General features: G+C 47.1%; 13 protein-coding genes, 1 pseudogene and 1 riboswitch. Of the genes and pseudogenes, 3 read left to right on the top strand and 11 right to left on the bottom strand.

Features of this window, described 5'->3' with window-relative positions; translation table 11 throughout:
- Positions 1 to 4 precede the first annotated feature (4 nt).
- Positions 5 to 1,396 carry an amidophosphoribosyltransferase gene (gene purF, locus ETP43_RS05060; RefSeq protein WP_129257251.1) on the top strand — a complete coding sequence of 464 codons (1,392 nt, stop codon included), beginning with the start codon at positions 5 to 7 and terminating at the stop codon, positions 1,394 to 1,396.
- A 468-nt stretch (positions 1,397 to 1,864) separates the two neighbouring features.
- Here the strand turns inward: purF and cytX are convergent, their stop codons facing one another.
- From cytX to ETP43_RS05040, 4 genes are all read right to left on the bottom strand, one after another.
- Positions 1,865 to 3,034, bottom strand: a complete 1,170-nt coding sequence (gene cytX / locus ETP43_RS05055; RefSeq protein WP_117525123.1) for a putative hydroxymethylpyrimidine transporter CytX — start codon at positions 3,032 to 3,034, stop codon at positions 1,865 to 1,867.
- The gene (gene thiD / locus ETP43_RS05050; protein ID WP_129257250.1) at positions 3,027 to 3,842 is read right to left on the bottom strand and encodes a bifunctional hydroxymethylpyrimidine kinase/phosphomethylpyrimidine kinase; all 816 of its coding nucleotides are present in this window, start codon (positions 3,840 to 3,842) and stop codon (positions 3,027 to 3,029) included. The genes cytX and thiD overlap by 8 nt, the downstream gene beginning before the upstream one ends.
- Before the next feature lie 250 nt (positions 3,843 to 4,092).
- Positions 4,093 to 4,201, bottom strand: a riboswitch (TPP riboswitch).
- 55 nt (positions 4,202 to 4,256) lie between these two features.
- Entirely contained in the window at positions 4,257 to 5,531 is a 1,275-nt protein-coding gene (locus tag ETP43_RS05045) for an adenylosuccinate synthase (protein ID WP_129257249.1), read from the bottom strand.
- 135 nt (positions 5,532 to 5,666) lie between these two features.
- The gene (locus ETP43_RS05040) at positions 5,667 to 6,980 is read right to left on the bottom strand and encodes a glycoside hydrolase family 32 protein (RefSeq protein WP_129257248.1); all 1,314 of its coding nucleotides are present in this window, start codon (positions 6,978 to 6,980) and stop codon (positions 5,667 to 5,669) included.
- A 466-nt stretch (positions 6,981 to 7,446) separates the two neighbouring features.
- On the opposite strand from ETP43_RS05040, the gene ETP43_RS05035 reads away from it, so the two are divergent.
- Complete coding sequence (locus tag ETP43_RS05035; RefSeq protein ID WP_129257247.1) at positions 7,447 to 8,496, top strand: LacI family DNA-binding transcriptional regulator; 1,050 nt, start codon at positions 7,447 to 7,449, stop codon at positions 8,494 to 8,496.
- Positions 8,497 to 8,622: 126 nt separating this feature from the next.
- On the opposite strand, the gene purB is transcribed toward ETP43_RS05035, so the two are convergent.
- The 4 genes from purB to ETP43_RS18350 all read right to left on the bottom strand — a co-directional run bounded on the left by purB (position 8,623) and on the right by ETP43_RS18350 (position 11,797).
- Positions 8,623 to 10,056 carry an adenylosuccinate lyase gene (gene purB / locus ETP43_RS05030; protein WP_022399718.1) on the bottom strand — a complete coding sequence of 478 codons (1,434 nt, stop codon included), beginning with the start codon at positions 10,054 to 10,056 and terminating at the stop codon, positions 8,623 to 8,625.
- Positions 10,057 to 10,168: 112 nt separating this feature from the next.
- Positions 10,169 to 10,927: an amino acid ABC transporter ATP-binding protein gene (locus ETP43_RS05025; RefSeq protein ID WP_129257246.1), complete on the bottom strand. Its 759-nt coding sequence runs from the start codon at positions 10,925 to 10,927 to the stop codon at positions 10,169 to 10,171.
- Positions 10,928 to 10,937: 10 nt separating this feature from the next.
- Positions 10,938 to 11,585 carry an amino acid ABC transporter permease gene (locus tag ETP43_RS05020; protein ID WP_022172854.1) on the bottom strand — a complete coding sequence of 216 codons (648 nt, stop codon included), beginning with the start codon at positions 11,583 to 11,585 and terminating at the stop codon, positions 10,938 to 10,940.
- Positions 11,582 to 11,797: a DUF6783 domain-containing protein gene (locus ETP43_RS18350; RefSeq protein ID WP_334295510.1), complete on the bottom strand. Its 216-nt coding sequence runs from the start codon at positions 11,795 to 11,797 to the stop codon at positions 11,582 to 11,584. Before ETP43_RS18350 ends, ETP43_RS05020 begins: the two co-directional genes overlap by 4 nt.
- On the opposite strand from ETP43_RS18350, the gene ETP43_RS18345 reads away from it, so the two are divergent.
- Positions 11,696 to 12,007, top strand: coding sequence for a DUF6783 domain-containing protein (locus ETP43_RS18345; RefSeq protein ID WP_334295509.1), 312 nt, complete (start codon positions 11,696 to 11,698; stop codon positions 12,005 to 12,007). The genes ETP43_RS18350 and ETP43_RS18345 overlap by 102 nt on opposite strands.
- On the opposite strand, the pseudogene ETP43_RS05010 reads toward ETP43_RS18345, so the two are convergent.
- The 3 genes and pseudogenes from ETP43_RS05010 to ETP43_RS05000 form a co-directional block, all read right to left on the bottom strand.
- Positions 11,925 to 12,725: pseudogene (locus ETP43_RS05010) on the bottom strand (transporter substrate-binding domain-containing protein); the annotation flags it as partial. The gene ETP43_RS18345 and the pseudogene ETP43_RS05010 overlap by 83 nt on opposite strands.
- Positions 12,726 to 13,101: 376 nt before the next feature.
- Complete coding sequence (locus tag ETP43_RS05005; RefSeq protein WP_129257243.1) at positions 13,102 to 14,247, bottom strand: ring-infected erythrocyte surface antigen domain-containing protein; 1,146 nt, start codon at positions 14,245 to 14,247, stop codon at positions 13,102 to 13,104.
- A complete protein-coding gene (locus ETP43_RS05000; protein WP_129257242.1) occupies positions 14,244 to 15,506 on the bottom strand; it encodes a DUF5716 family protein in 1,263 nt (420 codons plus the stop codon). Before ETP43_RS05000 ends, ETP43_RS05005 begins: the two co-directional genes overlap by 4 nt.
- Positions 15,507 to 15,518: the final 12 nt, after the last annotated feature.

Genomic DNA, 15,518 nt, shown 5'->3' with positions numbered 1-15,518 from the left:
ATCTATGTGCCAGGATGAACGGATTAAAGAAGCCTGCGGTGTATTCGGTATTTATAATCCCCACGGGGAAGATGCAGCCTCTTCCATCTATTACGGGCTCTCTTCCCTGCAGCACCGTGGACAGGAATCCTGCGGAATCGCTGTGTTTGACACCAGCGGTCCCAAGGGAAATATGAATGTACAAAGAGGGATGGGACTTGTCAGTGAAGTTTTTAAAGAAGATGTTCTTTCAAATATGAAAGGAAATCTCGGTATCGGACATGTCCGTTATTCCACAACAGGGGCGGCTACATTGAGTAACGCTCAGCCCCTGGTTCTGAATTATATTAAGGGAACTCTGGCTCTCGCTCATAACGGAAATCTTGTAAATACCGAAGAGCTTCGCAATGAACTTGCGCAAAACGGAGCCATTTTCCATACAACAACTGATTCAGAGGTTATTGCTTATTATATTGCCAGAGAAAGAGTCCGTACCAAATCGGTCGAGGAAGCGATCATGAAGACCGCCGAAAAGATCAAAGGTGCTTACGGTCTGGTCATCGCAAGCCCGCGCAAGCTGATCGGTGTCCGTGATCCCCTTGGACTGAAACCTCTTTGTCTTGGTAAGAGAGATGATTCTTATATCATCGCCTCTGAAAGTTGTGCACTGACTGCAATCGGTGCACAGTTCCTCCGTGATATCAAACCTGGTGAGATCGTAACGATCACCCGGGAAGGTATCACCTCTAACCTTACCTTATGTCAGTCCCGGCAGGCTCATTGCATTTTTGAATACATTTACTTTGCCCGTCTGGACAGCAAACTGGACGGCATCTCCGTATATGAGTCCCGACTTCGTGCCGGTGCAGCGCTTGCCAAAGCCTATCCCGCAGATGCTGACCTGGTCGTCGGTGTTCCTGACTCAGGAATTACTGCCGCACAGGGATTCGCGGCGGAATCCGGAATTCCTTTTGGACTGGCATTCTATAAAAACAGCTATGTAGGCCGTACCTTTATCAAGCCTACTCAGAAGGAACGGGAATCCAGTGTACGTCTGAAATTAAGCGTTCTGGAATCCGCTGTCAAAGGAAAAAATATTGTGCTGGTCGATGACTCCATCGTGCGTGGAACCACGATCGCCAATCTGATCCACCTTCTGAAACATGCCGGTGCAAAAGAAGTGCATGTGCGCGTCAGCTCACCGCCTTTCCTGTACCCATGTTATTTCGGTACCGATGTACCGTCCAATCAGCTGTTGATCGCCTCTTCCCATTCAACGGAAGAGATCCGACAGTTAATTGGAGCTGATTCCTTAGGATATATGAAGATTGAAGATCTCCAGTCGATGGTCGGTGACCTGCCGCTGTGTAAGGCCTGCTTTGACAATCACTATCCGATGGATATACCAAATCAGTAATCGCGGAAGAAGTATTACTTCTCCGATTACATACATCACATTTTTCTTACGCAAGGGCGTATACCTCTCTCCAAGGGTATGCGCCTTTTCCCGTTGGGTTGTATTGAAAAAGGGGACGTCCCCGGCGGAAGCGTTCTCCTTGCAGCAACGTGGGCAGGGTAACTTTAAGCTAGCCACCAACTTCGACTAAGACTCTCGCGAGAGCGCTCGAGCCTAAGTCTACGTAGGTGTCGGATCTTAAAGCTTACCCTAAGCGCCCACAAAGTGTTGCTGCAAGGAGAACGCTTCCGCCGGGGACTGGTTTTTCAATGCTGTAGACCAATTCATGATATGTGATACGTCTAAAAAAGACGTAAGTCTTATTTCTATGACTCACGCCTTTCGTTTTTCAGATACACTTTTCCGACTGGATATCCGCTTACTTTTCTGGCTATCCCAATCACTTTACTATATCTGTATTTTTATTTTCTATTTCTTTTTACTGATTTTTCCCCAGATCAGACACAGTACCACCGTGATCGCAATATCCGGCAGTGTATTGCCTACCGGGATGTCTATTTTCATCAGGATCCGGTACAAGATAAAGCCGATCACCCACAGTACCATATTGGAAATCTGGATTTCTTTTTCGCTGTGGTCTTCTTCTAATAGGAAGAAATCCGCAATCTGGATCGCGATCATCGGAGCGAATACGGATCCGATCAGGTATAAGAAGTTTGTAATATTATCCATCGGATATACGATAGCTGCCAGGGCACCTACGACAGTAACCGCAATGGCGATATATTTTCCGTTCAGCTTATGGCTGAGGGTCTCACTGGAGATTCCTGCGGAATACGCGTCCAGGAAGGTCGTAGTAACGGTGGAGAAGATGATGATCAGCAGTCCCACGATACCAAGACCTGCTTTTACCATGATCTGGGCGATATCGCTCTCGCCGGTATAGATGGCTGCTCCCATACCGATCAGGTACATCCAGCAGCTGATCACACCGTAGACGATAGCGCTGACTGCGGTTGCCTTTACCGGCTGTTTTGCTTCTCTCGTATAATCACTGATCAGCGGAAGCCAGGATAACGGCATCGCCACTGCCAGTTCCACAGCAGCGCCAAAGGTCAGTCCATCAGCTGCCACGGTCTCTGCTGTATAATCTCCGAAGAAAATAACTTTACAGAGAATCAGGGTAAGGATGAATAATGCTGCCATGGCAACCGTATTCAGCTTTCCAAGGTTGGTGATACCGATCACGATCCATAAAACGATCAGCGCACCGATCACCAGACACCAGACCCAGTTGCCCACACCGGCGGCCTGATTGGCGGCCAGCGCACCGTCATAGATCATGATCGCGGTCCAGCCCACCAGCTGGATCACATTCAGAAGGGCAAAAAACAGGCTGCCTTTTTGTCCAAAACTGATCTTTACGGTTTCCATGGCACTTTTTCTTACTTTACCACCGATCACACCTGCAAGGAACAACAGGATGCATCCGATCAGATGTCCCACAAGAATCGCTGCCAATCCCTTTTTCATGCCCAGCGAAGCCAGGTACGTTCCGGTCAGGATCTCGGCGATCGATACCCCCGCTCCAAACCAGATCAGGCCGTTTTCAAATAAAGAAGTTCTTTTCTCACTCATGATCAGATGCCTCCTTTACATATTCTCCGGTAATGTCGAACCCGTGGTTCATCGGACCACTGCCCTTGCCGAGATCCAGCATAGCTGCCAGAGCACCGGAAATATAGGCCTTTGCGCGCTCTACAGACACATCCATAGGAAATCCCTTTGCCAGGTTGGAAGCGATCGCGCTGGAGAGCGTACAGCCGGTTCCATGAGTATTCGGGTTATCGATCCGTTTTCCGTAAAACCATTGGCAGGTTCCTTCATGATAAAGCAGGTCATTGGCATCATTCACCTTATGACCGCCTTTTAGCAGAACCGCACATCCGTACTGATCACCGATCACTTTAGCCGCCTCCATCATCTCCGCCTCAGAAGTGATGGTCATACCGGAAAGTACTTCTGCCTCCGGGATATTCGGTGTCAGGATCTGTGCCAGCGGAAACAGATATTCTTTTAAGGTGCTTACCGCGTCTTCACTGATCAGTCTGGCTCCGCTGGTAGCCACCATAACCGGATCAACCACGATATTTTTTGCATCATACTCTTTCAGTTTTTCTGCAATCTTTATGATCAGACCGGAGGACGAAACCATTCCGATCTTCACTGCATCCGGAAAGATATCTGTGAAAATATTGTCCAGTTCCTCTCCTAAAAATTCCTCAGTTGCCTCCATAATTGCTGTTACGCCGGTTGTATTCTGGGCTGTCAGAGCCGTGATGGCACTCATGGCATATACGCCATTGGCCATCATCGTCTTGATATCTGCCTGGATGCCGGCGCCTCCGCTGGAATCACTGCCAGCGATTGTTAATGCTGTTCTCATATTTTTTCTCCTTTGCATATGAATTCACCATTACTTTTTTATAGCGACGAAAGGTGGTGCCCCCAATCCGCCGCTTATATCAGCTCATAAAACATGCTTTGCATGTTTCATGAGCATTCGCGGTATTCGCCATAATTCCATGCAAGCATGGATTCTGGCTCATTACTCGCGTATCAAAATTGATTCACCGGATCAATTATTGATATGCAACGCAAGCCAAAACAGACACACCAAAAGGATGGTGTGCCTGTTTTTCTCTGTAAATCATCCCTACGTTGGCATTATCCAAATCAGGTTATGGGTCGAAACGCTGCCAGTCTCCTCTCAGCCTGCTTATGCAAGCTCCCCGTTTTCTATTCGGTTTTGAGGATTGCAAAATTGCACAGCAATAAAGCAATCCCGGTATAGCATTTCTTATCTGTAGATGATATCATCTCTTCCCGGACCATTGGAAATCATGGTGATCGGGAAACCAATCTTCTCTTCTACGAATTCGATGTATTTTCTGCAGTTTTCCGGCAGATCTTCGTATTTCTTGATACCGCGGATATCGCATTTCCATCCCGGCAGAGTTTCATACACCGGCTTTGCCTTTTCCAGCAGTGTGGTGGTCGGGAAGTCTGTAGTTACTTTGCCGTCGATGTCGTATCCTACACATACCGGAATCTCATCCAGATATCCCAGAACATCCAGTACGGTGAACGCTACATCGGTAGTTCCCTGCATACGGCATCCATATTTGGAAGCCACTGCATCGAACCATCCCATACGTCTCGGTCTTCCGGTTGTTGCACCGAACTCGCCGCCGTCTCCGCCTCTGCGTCTCAGCTCATCTGCCTCGTCTCCGAATATCTCGGATACGAATGCTCCTGCTCCTACTGCGCTGGAGTATGCTTTACATACGGTGATGATTTTCTTGATCTCATATGGCGGTACACCTGCTCCTACTGCACCGTATCCTGCCAGTGTGGAGGAAGAAGTTACCATTGGGTAAATACCGTGATCCGGGTCTTTTAAGGATCCCAGCTGACCCTCTAACAGGATCTCTTTTCCTTCTTTCAGTGCGTTCCACAGGAACAAAGATACGTCGCATACATATGGCTCCAGCATCTTCTTGTAGCTCATCAGCTCTTCAAAAATCTCTTCCGGTTTCAGAAGCGGTTTGTGATACAGATACTCCAGCATAACGTTCTTTTTCTCGCAGATGCCTGCTACTTTTTCTTTCAGCGCTTCCTCGTCAAACAACTCGCTGACCTGAAAACCGATCTTTGCAAATTTATCAGAATAAAAAGGAGCGATACCTGATTTTGTGGATCCGAAGGATTTGCCACCCAGACGTTCTTCTTCGTACTGATCAAACAGAATGTGATAAGACATTACCATCTGTGCACGGTCGGAAATCAGGATCTTCGGTGTCGGTACCCCTTTGGATACGATATCCTGGATCTCTTTAAAAACCAGTGGTACATTCAGTGCAACACCGTTTCCGATCACGCTTGTGGTATGATTATAAAATACACCTGACGGCAGAGTATGCAGTGCGAACTTGCCGTAATCATTTACGATGGTATGTCCGGCATTGGCTCCACCCTGGAAACGAACGATAATGTCCGCTTCTTTAGCCAGCATATCGGTAATCTTACCTTTTCCTTCATCTCCCCAGTTTGCTCCAACAACAGCTTTAATCATTTGGTTACCTCCTGACGGGTTATCATCATTTTCTTTACAAAAATGATTATACAACACTTTTCTTATTAGTAAAACTTATTATTACTTATAAATTAAAGTCAATTATAAATTTCCTTAATAAGTATACCATCTTTCTTATTTTCCCACCAGAACTTTTTCATATTTTCCGAAAATCTTTTTCGATTTTCCGTAAACCACATGGCTGAGCACATACTGACCGTCGTTGACAAAGATTTCAATCAGATGATCGTTCACCAGAATATCCAGCTGTGCCGCACCCTCGATCACCGGAGTCGCATCAACAGTTCGCACTTCGTCACATCCTTCAAGAACGGCTGACCGGTCGCCAACGATCTTTCCTTCGCTGCGGCTGATCACATACCCGCCAATATTTAAGGTTTCTCCCTCAGAAAGATCCGTCCGGATCCGGAAGACTCTTCCACTCTCTGCTGCCTCTTCGGCTGTAGTTTCCGCGCTGAGGTATGCGTCCACCTGTGGATGCATGTGGAAATACAGATGTCCCTCTTTTTCTTCCACCACGCGGGCACTGCTCATCATACCGTTCCATGCCGGGCGATCCGTACTGTCTGTCACTGCCATCGGCATACGCATCCAGGAGATCATCACTCTTCTTCCCTCCGCGTCCAGTGTCGTCTGCGGTGCATACAGATCCAGACCGTAATCCACATAACTGTGAGTATCCGGCAGCTTCAGTTCACAGGTCTTCGGATCAAATTCCGCCAGCGCCCATACAGCCTGGTCCGGATATTTCTTCTCCCCCGGTGTAAGACGCATCGGACAGCCGATGAAAATCCACTGATCATTCTGAGAAAACAGATCCGGACACTCGATCGTCCATCCGTATGATTCTGACCGGCACTGATTTGCGTAAGTCCAGTTTTCTCCGTCTTTACTCGTATAAAAGAGAACTCTTCCGGCGTCATGATACGAACTTCCCATCATCATATAATAGCTGTCTCCGTCTTTCCACACCTTCGGATCTCTCATCTTCGGCTCTCCGACCTCTTCATCATGAACAGTCGGCAGCACCTTCTTTTTATCCCAGTTATTAAAATGGAACCCGTCTTCCGATACGATCATTGCCTGGCTCGTCTGAATGGCATCGTCCAGTACCCGGTGAATATCTTCCGGGTTTGGTTTCAGATATTTTACCGCGCTGTAATAAATCTTCAGCTTACCATCTTCTTCCAGTGCAGTACCGGAAAACACACCATTCTGATCATATTCTTTGGTTGGAAACAGTGCGATTCCCTGATACTCCCAGTGCACCAGATCCTCACTGACAGTATGTCCCCAGTGCATGGTTCCCCATTCCGGTGCATGGGGAAAATGCTGGAAAAACAGGTGATATTTGCCTTTATAATAGATAAAACCGTTCGGATCGTTGATCCAGTTTCCCGGAGCTTTTACATGTACAAAATCTTTCATTCTTATCGTTTCCTTTCTTTCGATGCTTAAAGTAACCGGTTACTTTTTCTTTTATCATATCATTCCCCTGTATTTTCGTCAATCTTTTCCCGGATTTTTTCATTTCCGGTTTTCTGAATGATGTTACCGGTTACTCGCTCTTTTCTTGTTTTTTTGAGAATTTTTTGCTATACTGGATGAAGGAATTGAAATGATTTGTAACTGTTCAGTACCTTCACAGTTACAAGCAAAAATGCATTTGAAATCACCTTCGGTGATGGCATTTTTGCTCGTATGTCTCGGGATTTTGGCATATCCATGCCAAAACACCTCGCGGAATATTACCTACTGAATAGTTACAACAATTCAACTACAACGGGTCTGACACACACGATATGCCTGAGATCTTTTCCGGCAATCGTCGGAGATTTGATTTGTACGGCTTCGACTCGTTGTTCCTATAAAAAGAATGTATGAGGCAACGATTATGGCACGAAAACAGAATGTAACCTTCGCGGACATTGCAAAATATACGAATTTTTCCAAAACAACCATTTCCCGGTATTTTAATAACCCGGATTCCCTTACCGAGAAGAACCAGAAGATCATCGCAGACGCACTGGAAAAGCTGAATTATCAGGAAAATAAAGTGGCACGGATCCTGGCAAGCGGACAGACCGAATTCGTCGGTGTGATCATCCCGAACCTGTTTCTTCACTATTATTCCGAGATGCTTGACCGGATTCTTTCCACCTATGAGACGTTTGGGTATAAATTCCTGGTGTTTTTAAGTAACGGAGATGCTGACACCGAGCGGCAGTATATTCAGGAACTTCTCGCCTACAAGATCGAGGGGCTGATCATTTTAAGCCATGCGATCCCTTCAATGGAACTTGCCAACCTGCATATCCCGATCGTAGCGATCGAGCGGGAGGATGCTCACATCAGCAGCATCAACACCGATAACTACATGGGTGCGATCCAGGCGACCAGTCTGCTCTATCGTCACAACTGTGAAGTGCTTTTCCACATCAACAATCCGACCGCCAAAAGTATCCCGGCATACGGTCGAATCGAAGGGTTTGAAGATTTTTGCAGGGAACAGCAGATTCCACACCGCATCTTTCTCCATGAGATGAAAGATCAGACAGCTTCCCAGGAGCATCTGAAAGAGATCCTCTCCGAGATCGAGGCGGACTCTCCCGGCAGGAAAAAGGGCATTTTCGTCTCCAACGATACCCACGCCAGCATCCTGGTCAATCTGCTGGTACGAAAATACGGTAAACTCCCGGAAGACTACCTGATCGTCGGCTTCGACGACTCCCCCGCCTCCCGAAACGCCATCTTCCCGATCAGCACCGTGGCTCAGCAGATCGATGTGCTCGCTACTGAAGCGGTGAAACTTCTGGTGGAGCAGATTGAAGAACATAAAAACAGCAAACACACACCGGTCAGCGAACCGGTACACAAGATGATCACACCGGTGCTGATCCGCAGAGAGACAACGGAGCGGGATCCGCTGGCAGAAAACGATTAAACCACCTTTTTGTCGTATGCCTGGCAACGAAAAAACTCCCCCGATTGGAATATATGATATTGGATCTTCCAATCAGGGGAGCTTTTTTACACTTTATATTTTGTTATTTTCCGTCTTTCCGGCCTTTTATACATTGATCTCAGCAGTCATACCCAGCAGGTCTTTATTCTCTTCCAGCATCGGGTTGATGACGTTTTTCAGGAAGGCATCTACCTGTACGGAAGCGCGTCCTGTGTATTTTGCAGGATCCATGGTTTTTTCCAGTTCTTCCAGGGTCAGGTTGAATGCCGGGTCAGCAGCGATCAGCTCCAGAAGGTTGTTGTCTTTTCCTTCTACTTTGACGGTCTTTCCTGCTTCCATGGACAGTTCACGGATTCTCTCATGCAGTTCCTGACGGTCACCGCCTGCTTTTACAGCATCCATCATGATGTTTTCCGTAGCCATGAATGGCAGTTCGGAACGCAGTCTCTTCTCGATAACCTTCGGATATACCACCAGACCGTCTACCACATTCAGGCACAGATCCAGGATACCGTCGATGGCCAGGAATCCTTCCGGAACGGACAGTCTCTTATTGGCAGAATCATCCAGGGTTCTCTCAAACCACTGGGTAGCGGAAGTAATTGCCGGGTTCATCGCATCTACCATCACGAAACGGGACAGGGAAGCGATACGCTCACTTCTCATCGGATTTCTCTTATAAGCCATGGCGGAAGATCCGATCTGGCTCTTCTCGAATGGTTCTTCTACTTCTTTCAGATGCTGCAGAAGACGGATATCGTTGGAAAACTTATGTGCGCTCGCTGCGATGCCTGCCAGAATATTGACCACTCTGGTATCTACTTTTCTGGAATAGGTCTGGCCGGATACCGGATAGCACTGTTTGAATCCCATCTTTTCAGCGATCATCGGATCGATCTTATCGATGGTTTCCTGATCTCCGTCGAACAGTTCCAGGAAACTTGCCTGTGTTCCGGTTGTTCCCTTGGAACCCAGCAGTTTCATAGTGCTTAAGACATAATTCAGATCTTCCAGATCCAGCATAAACTCCTGCATCCACAGGGTGGCACGTTTACCTACGGTTGTCGGCTGCGCCGGCTGGAAATGGGTAAATGCCAGTGTCGGCAGATCTTTGTATTTTTCTGCAAATTTTGCCAGCTCTGCAATCACATTCACCAGTTTTTTCTTTACCAGTTTCAGAGCTTCGGTCATAACAATAATATCGGTGTTGTCACCTACATAACAGGAAGTTGCACCCAGATGGATGATTCCCTTTGCCTTCGGGCACTGTACACCATATGCATATACATGAGACATAACATCATGACGTACCTGGCGTTCTCTCTCTTTTGCCACATCATAGTTAATATCGTCTTTGTGCGCTTTTAATTCGTCAATCTGTTCCTGGGTGATCGGCAGCCCCAGTTCTTTCTCGGTCTCTGCCAGTGCGATCCACAGGCGTCTCCAGGTACGGAACTTCATATCCGGGGAAAAGATATACTGCATTTCTTTGCTTGCATAACGCTCAGATAACGGACTTACATATCTGTCTGTACTCATATATAATCTCCTTTTTCTTGTACTTGCCGCCTCTTTACGGACGGCTTACATTTTATCGGCTGTACGCCTCACAACAGTAAAATTATATAATACCGCCCCCGGAAACGCAAGCTTAGTTCTGATGAAATTTTCCTAAAAATTCCTTCATTCTTGTATGGTCTGCACCAAATACCTCCTCCGGTGTTCCCTCCAGTGCCACCACACCTTTATCCATAAAGATCACACGGTCAGAGATATTTTTTGCGAATTCCATCTCATGGGTCACGATCACCATGGTGATATCCAGATCCGCCAGAGATTTGATGACTTTCAGTACTTCACCGGTCAGTTCCGGATCCAGTGCGGAAGTCGGCTCATCAAAGAACAGAATCTTCGGATTCAGTGCCAAGGCTCTTGCGATAGCTACACGCTGGCACTGTCCGCCGGATAACTGATATGGATAGGCATCTGCCTTATCTTCCAGCCCCATCTTTTTCAGCAGTTCCATCGCCTCTTTGTACACCTCGCCTTTGTCCCGTTTCTGTACATGGATCGGCGCATCTGCTATATTCTTCAATACTGAATAATGTGGAAACAGATTAAAGTTCTGAAAAACCAGCCCGAAACAGGAACGGATCTCTTTCATCTCTTTTTTATCCGGATGCATCACTTTGCCGTTTTCTACCCAGGCAGCTTTTTTCCCCATGTACAGGATCTCTCCGCCGTCAATCTCCTCAAGCATCGTCGCGCAGCGAAGCATCGTGGATTTGCCGGAACCGGAAGGACCGATGATAGAAACGATTTCTCCTTCTTCCACCGCCAGAGAGATATCTTTTAAAACCCCCAGTCCGTCAAATTCTTTTTTGATATGATTCATTTCCAACAGTTTCATGTCGACCCTCCTAGCGATAATAGTTCAGTTTCTTCTCAAACAGTTCCATCACCCAGGCTACCACATAGTTAAATACATAGTAGAAAATACCTGCGATAAAGAACGGTACTACAGTAGTCTGTGCAGCTGCAATCTGTTTTGCAACGGCAAACATCTCGATATAAGATACGGAATATACCAGAGAGGTATCTTTGACCAGTGTGATGACCTCGTTGGTGACAGATGGCAAAACGATTTTTACCACTTGTGGCAGAACGATCTTGAAGAAAGTCTGTACTCTGGTGTAGCCGAGCAGCTGTGCTGCCTCATACTGTCCGGTCGGGATCGATTCGATACCGGAACGATAGATTTCCGCAAAATATGCCGCATAGTTCAGAGAACACCCCAGAATGATGGCTGTAAACTTATAACCGCCGATATTCATGCCCCACAGATAAAACGGTCCGAAATACCAGATCAGCAGCTGCAGCATCAGCGGGGTTCCACGCATGATGGAAATATAGATCTTCACCAGCCAGCTTAGTGGCTTAAACCGGCATACGCGTCCAAAATATACGATCATTCCCAGTGGAAGGGAAAAAATCAGGGTCAGAAAAAAGATCAGACAGGTCTGCCCAAAACCCGCCGTCATCTGTCGTACCATTACCTCAATACTCATTGCTTATCCTCCGTGTTATAAATACTGAAATATAGCTTTGCATTTGCCCCTTTACAGCAAACATGCCCCCCGGAAAGCCTAGAGCGTGTCTGAAAAATCATTTCCGCAATCTGCAATCCCCACTTTGCGGGAGATTTTACCCTTATTCGGTTGCCGTAGCCCGCTACGCCGCCCTCATTCGGATAAAATCTCCCACAAACTGGGACTCGCAGCTCACGAAAAGCCTTTTTCAAACACGCTCTAACGCCTCCCGAGGGGTTACATTTTTTCTTATCCGACGTTTCCGTCTTCTTATTCAGCTTTTAAAGTCACCATATCGGCAATCTCATATTTTTCTGCCAGTTCTGCAACTTTCCCTTCGTTTGCCAGTTCCTGCAAGTCTGCATTTACGATGTCACACAGTTCCTGGTTGCCTTTTTTAAAGCCGATCGCATACTGTTCAGTGTTCAGTGTCTCGTCGAGGATCTTGAATCCTTCTCCTCTGGAGTTTAACTGATATTTTGCAACTCCGACATCGATTGCCAGTGCATCCAGCGCGCCTGCCTGTAATTCGGTAAATGCGGTGTTGTAATCTGCGAATTCATTCAGAGATCCGAAGGTATCTGCCAGTTCTTTCTGTCCGCCTTCGTCTTCACTCTGTAACAGATCCAGTGCTGCGGAGGCTGCCTGTACACCGACGGTCTTTCCAGCCAGATCACTCAGCTGTTCAATACCGGAATCTTCTGCAACTACGATTACCTGGCTGTTATCTACATACGGTACGGAGAATGTGTAGTCATCTTCTCTTCCGTTCATGGTAAATCCGTTCCAGATGCAGTCGATGGAGCCAGAATTCAGTTCCATATCTTTGGAATCCCAGTTGATCGGTTTTTTCACCAGTTCCCAGCCTTCTTTGTCACATACTGCCTGCGCCAGTTCCAGGTCAAATCCGGTGTACTCGCCGTCATCATCCATGTAACCGTATGGCGGATATTCTGCATCGAAACCTACGGTGAAGGTTGTTCTGCTGCTCTCATCCGTAGTTTCTGCGGATGCATCCTCGCTGCTGTCATCGGCAGTGTCTGTGCTCTCGGTCTTGCTTGTGTCTTCAGTCGCTGTATCTTTACTGGAACCACATCCTGCAAACAGGGACAGTGCCATTGTTGCTGCTAACATCATACTTATTGTTTTCTTTTTCATAATAATTACCCTCCGGTTTTTCATATGTTAACACTCTATCATAGTAAAGTATTAATGTCAAGACATTTTTTGAAATTTGTCTTTGTACTGTGGACATTGAGAAGGAGTGACCTTCTCGATGTCTGCTTCGCAATGCACAGAATTTATGCCTGCGGATAATTCTCTGAACATCCACCTTCCATCAATAAATGATTCACCGGACCAATTATTGATATGCAATGCAACTGCCGAAAAAGCAGAGCGCATCGGTTTTATTCACCGTTTCGCTCTGCTTTTCCCGTTTTAACCTGATATTCAATTATTTTTATTTCTCATTATTTTTTATTGATATTTTTTATCAATATCCCGTACTCTTATGGTACTCTGCGGTCAGCTGTTCCAGAAGTTGTTTCATTCCCTGCTGATAATCCTCTTCTCTTCCCTGCTGTTTTTCTTCCAGCAGCTTTTTATATTCCTGACCTTCCGGAGTGTCGTAGAGGTCTTCCACAGCCTCTTCCACTTCGACATAGATCTCTTCCTGCCGTTCCTCGTCGACTTCCAGCTCTTTTGCCTTTTCCACGAAAGCATCCACGCCATGCTCCATATAAACAGCGTACAGAAGGCTCTTCACCGCACCCATCGTGTGCAGTTTTCCATAGGCGATCTCAAAGCACCGGATTGCTTCTTCCATCTGAAACAGTCTCGCATAGGCACATCCCATGTTGTGATAGATTTCCCCGATAAACTGTTTTCCGAGAAGGATCTCCTGGTGAGGAAGTTCCGGATCTGCTGCCACTTCTTCCTGTTTTTCTTCCTGCAAAGAAGTAGCATCTGTCTCCGATGTATCTTCTTCCGGTTTCTCTGACTCCTCGACATTCTCCGTTTCCGCACGCTCTTCCGGATCTTCCACCATATCGATCGTGATCGCAACCGGAGACTCCGTCTCTGCCGCTTCCTCTGTTTTTATTTCTGTCGATGCTTCTGTAGTTTCCGCCTCCTGCACGGTTTCTGCCTTTTCTGCTGCAACCGTCTCCGGTTTCCGGGTATCTGTCACCGCTGCCTCGTCCTCTGTCTCCTGGCGGAGTGCTTTCTGATAAACCTTGATGGCATTCACGTATTTTCCGTGTTCCATCAGATAATCGCCTTTTCGCTTCTGGCGCAGCACTTCCGGTTCTTTTGCAAGCTGCTGGATCTGCTGATTCAGTTTGCGGAACTCTTCCAGAGACAGATAATTGATCTCTTTAAACACCGGAAGAATAAAATCTCCCACTTTCATATCATCGTCATCCAGATGCTTATACAGATTGTCTGCCAGCTTTTTCAGTCCCAGCTGATCCCGGATCCAGAAACACAGTTCCTCGTTCAGGATCGTGCTGTCCAGCAGATAGATGTTATGATAAAAATAAAAGCACAGTTCTTCAATGGAATAAATATTTGTACTGATGTTTTCAATATAGTAAGGCAGTTTCGCCCGTTTTACCTGACATAAAATATATCCGCTCATTCTTCTGCCCCCCGACTCTTCATCGTCTCATGCCATGTGAGATTGCTTGACGGATACAGATCACCGAATCCCATATCTATCACATCAATCCTGCATTCGTCCGCTGCGGTAAATTCCAGATGTACATGCAGTCTCGTCGCTTTCGCCGGACGCTCCGGGAGTCCCGGCAGAGACATACTGTAACGCACTTTTCTTGTATTTTCCATATCAGACACGACAAATTCCAGTTCCCGGGTATCGTCCAGAATAATCTCGCAGTCTCCCATCGCCTCGTACCAGTTGACACCGGACACGATCAGCGGGTGATACGCCGATGTTCCGAACACCGTCATCTCCATACCGACATTTTCCCGCACCAGATCGTTGCCCACATACAGATAGCCTTTCAGATTCCGCTCTTCCGTCTTTTCTTTTGCCGCATAGCAGGCTCCCTTGGAAAACAGGTTGTTTCCGTAAAATACCCGGCGCTGGTGCTTGCAGAGTTCTGCCACGGATTTTTCCGCCCATTCGCGTTCAAACCCGTCACCCACCAGATAAATACTCGAGTACACTTCATTTTCCAGAGATTCCATCACAAACTGGCAGAAGTCCACATCGCGCTGCAGCGCTTCCGTATGAAGCGTGGTATGCTCGCCTCTTCTCACGCCGACGCGCACCGGACGGCTGCTCCGGTTCATCTCCAGTTTTGCATAAGATACCGCATCCTGCTCAAAGATAAACAGTCCTACATTCCGGCTCCAGATCTCCGGTTTCTGGTATAATGTATGATAATAGAAACTTTCCTCATAATCCTGCAGGAAACAGCGGTTTCTTGGAAATCCCATCTCCTGGCATGCCACCCGGATGTTTTCCACCATCGGACGCGTCAGCACCGGCGTGGTGATCATCAGTCCGCTGATGCTTTTTACCAGATCCGGAACGCCAAGGATACGAAGCGCATTGCCGATGAATTTTCCGAGAAGTTCTCCGACTTTCCATGTGGCTCCGTCCACTTCCACCGTCTCCTGTTCGAGACACAGTGTATACAGATTGTCCACAGCGATCTCATCCTGCTGCTCCACAAAATACTCCACTTCCAATCCGAAATGCCATTCATCCTCTCCCGGCTTCTTACTGAGTGCATTCGGGAAAGTATACTGTCCGGTTCCCACCTTCACTGGCAGGGAAACCGGTTCTCCCTCACGGCGGTCGTAATAACACAGCTGTGAGACTTTCTCCCCAAAATCAAATCCTACCAATATATTCCTGACTTCGTTCATTTTTCTGCCTCC

Origin of the sequence: Blautia faecicola (genome assembly GCF_004123145.1) — a bacterium.
Taxonomy (GTDB): domain Bacteria; phylum Bacillota; class Clostridia; order Lachnospirales; family Lachnospiraceae; genus Oliverpabstia; species Oliverpabstia faecicola.
This window is presented reverse-complemented; position numbering and strand designations above follow the sequence as displayed.

Bases quoted from the DNA above. Each gene is read 5' to 3' on its own strand.
- ETP43_RS05000 (WP_129257242.1), bottom strand. From the start codon at position 15,506: ATGAACGAAGTCAGGAATATATTGGTAGGATTTGATTTTGGGGAGAAA.
- cytX (WP_117525123.1), bottom strand. From the start codon at position 3,034: ATGAGTGAGAAAAGAACTTCTTTATTTGAAAACGGCCTGATCTGGTTT.
- ETP43_RS05020 (WP_022172854.1), bottom strand. From the start codon at position 11,585: ATGAGTATTGAGGTAATGGTACGACAGATGACGGCGGGTTTTGGGCAG.
- ETP43_RS05005 (WP_129257243.1), bottom strand. From the start codon at position 14,247: ATGAGCGGATATATTTTATGTCAGGTAAAACGGGCGAAACTGCCTTAC.
- ETP43_RS05025 (WP_129257246.1), bottom strand. From the start codon at position 10,927: ATGAAACTGTTGGAAATGAATCATATCAAAAAAGAATTTGACGGACTG.
- ETP43_RS05035 (WP_129257247.1), top strand. From the start codon at position 7,447: ATGGCACGAAAACAGAATGTAACCTTCGCGGACATTGCAAAATATACG.
- ETP43_RS05045 (WP_129257249.1), bottom strand. From the start codon at position 5,531: ATGATTAAAGCTGTTGTTGGAGCAAACTGGGGAGATGAAGGAAAAGGT.
- ETP43_RS05040 (WP_129257248.1), bottom strand. From the start codon at position 6,980: ATGAAAGATTTTGTACATGTAAAAGCTCCGGGAAACTGGATCAACGAT.
- purB (WP_022399718.1), bottom strand. From the start codon at position 10,056: ATGAGTACAGACAGATATGTAAGTCCGTTATCTGAGCGTTATGCAAGC.
- thiD (WP_129257250.1), bottom strand. From the start codon at position 3,842: ATGAGAACAGCATTAACAATCGCTGGCAGTGATTCCAGCGGAGGCGCC.
- purF (WP_129257251.1), top strand. From the start codon at position 5: ATGTGCCAGGATGAACGGATTAAAGAAGCCTGCGGTGTATTCGGTATT.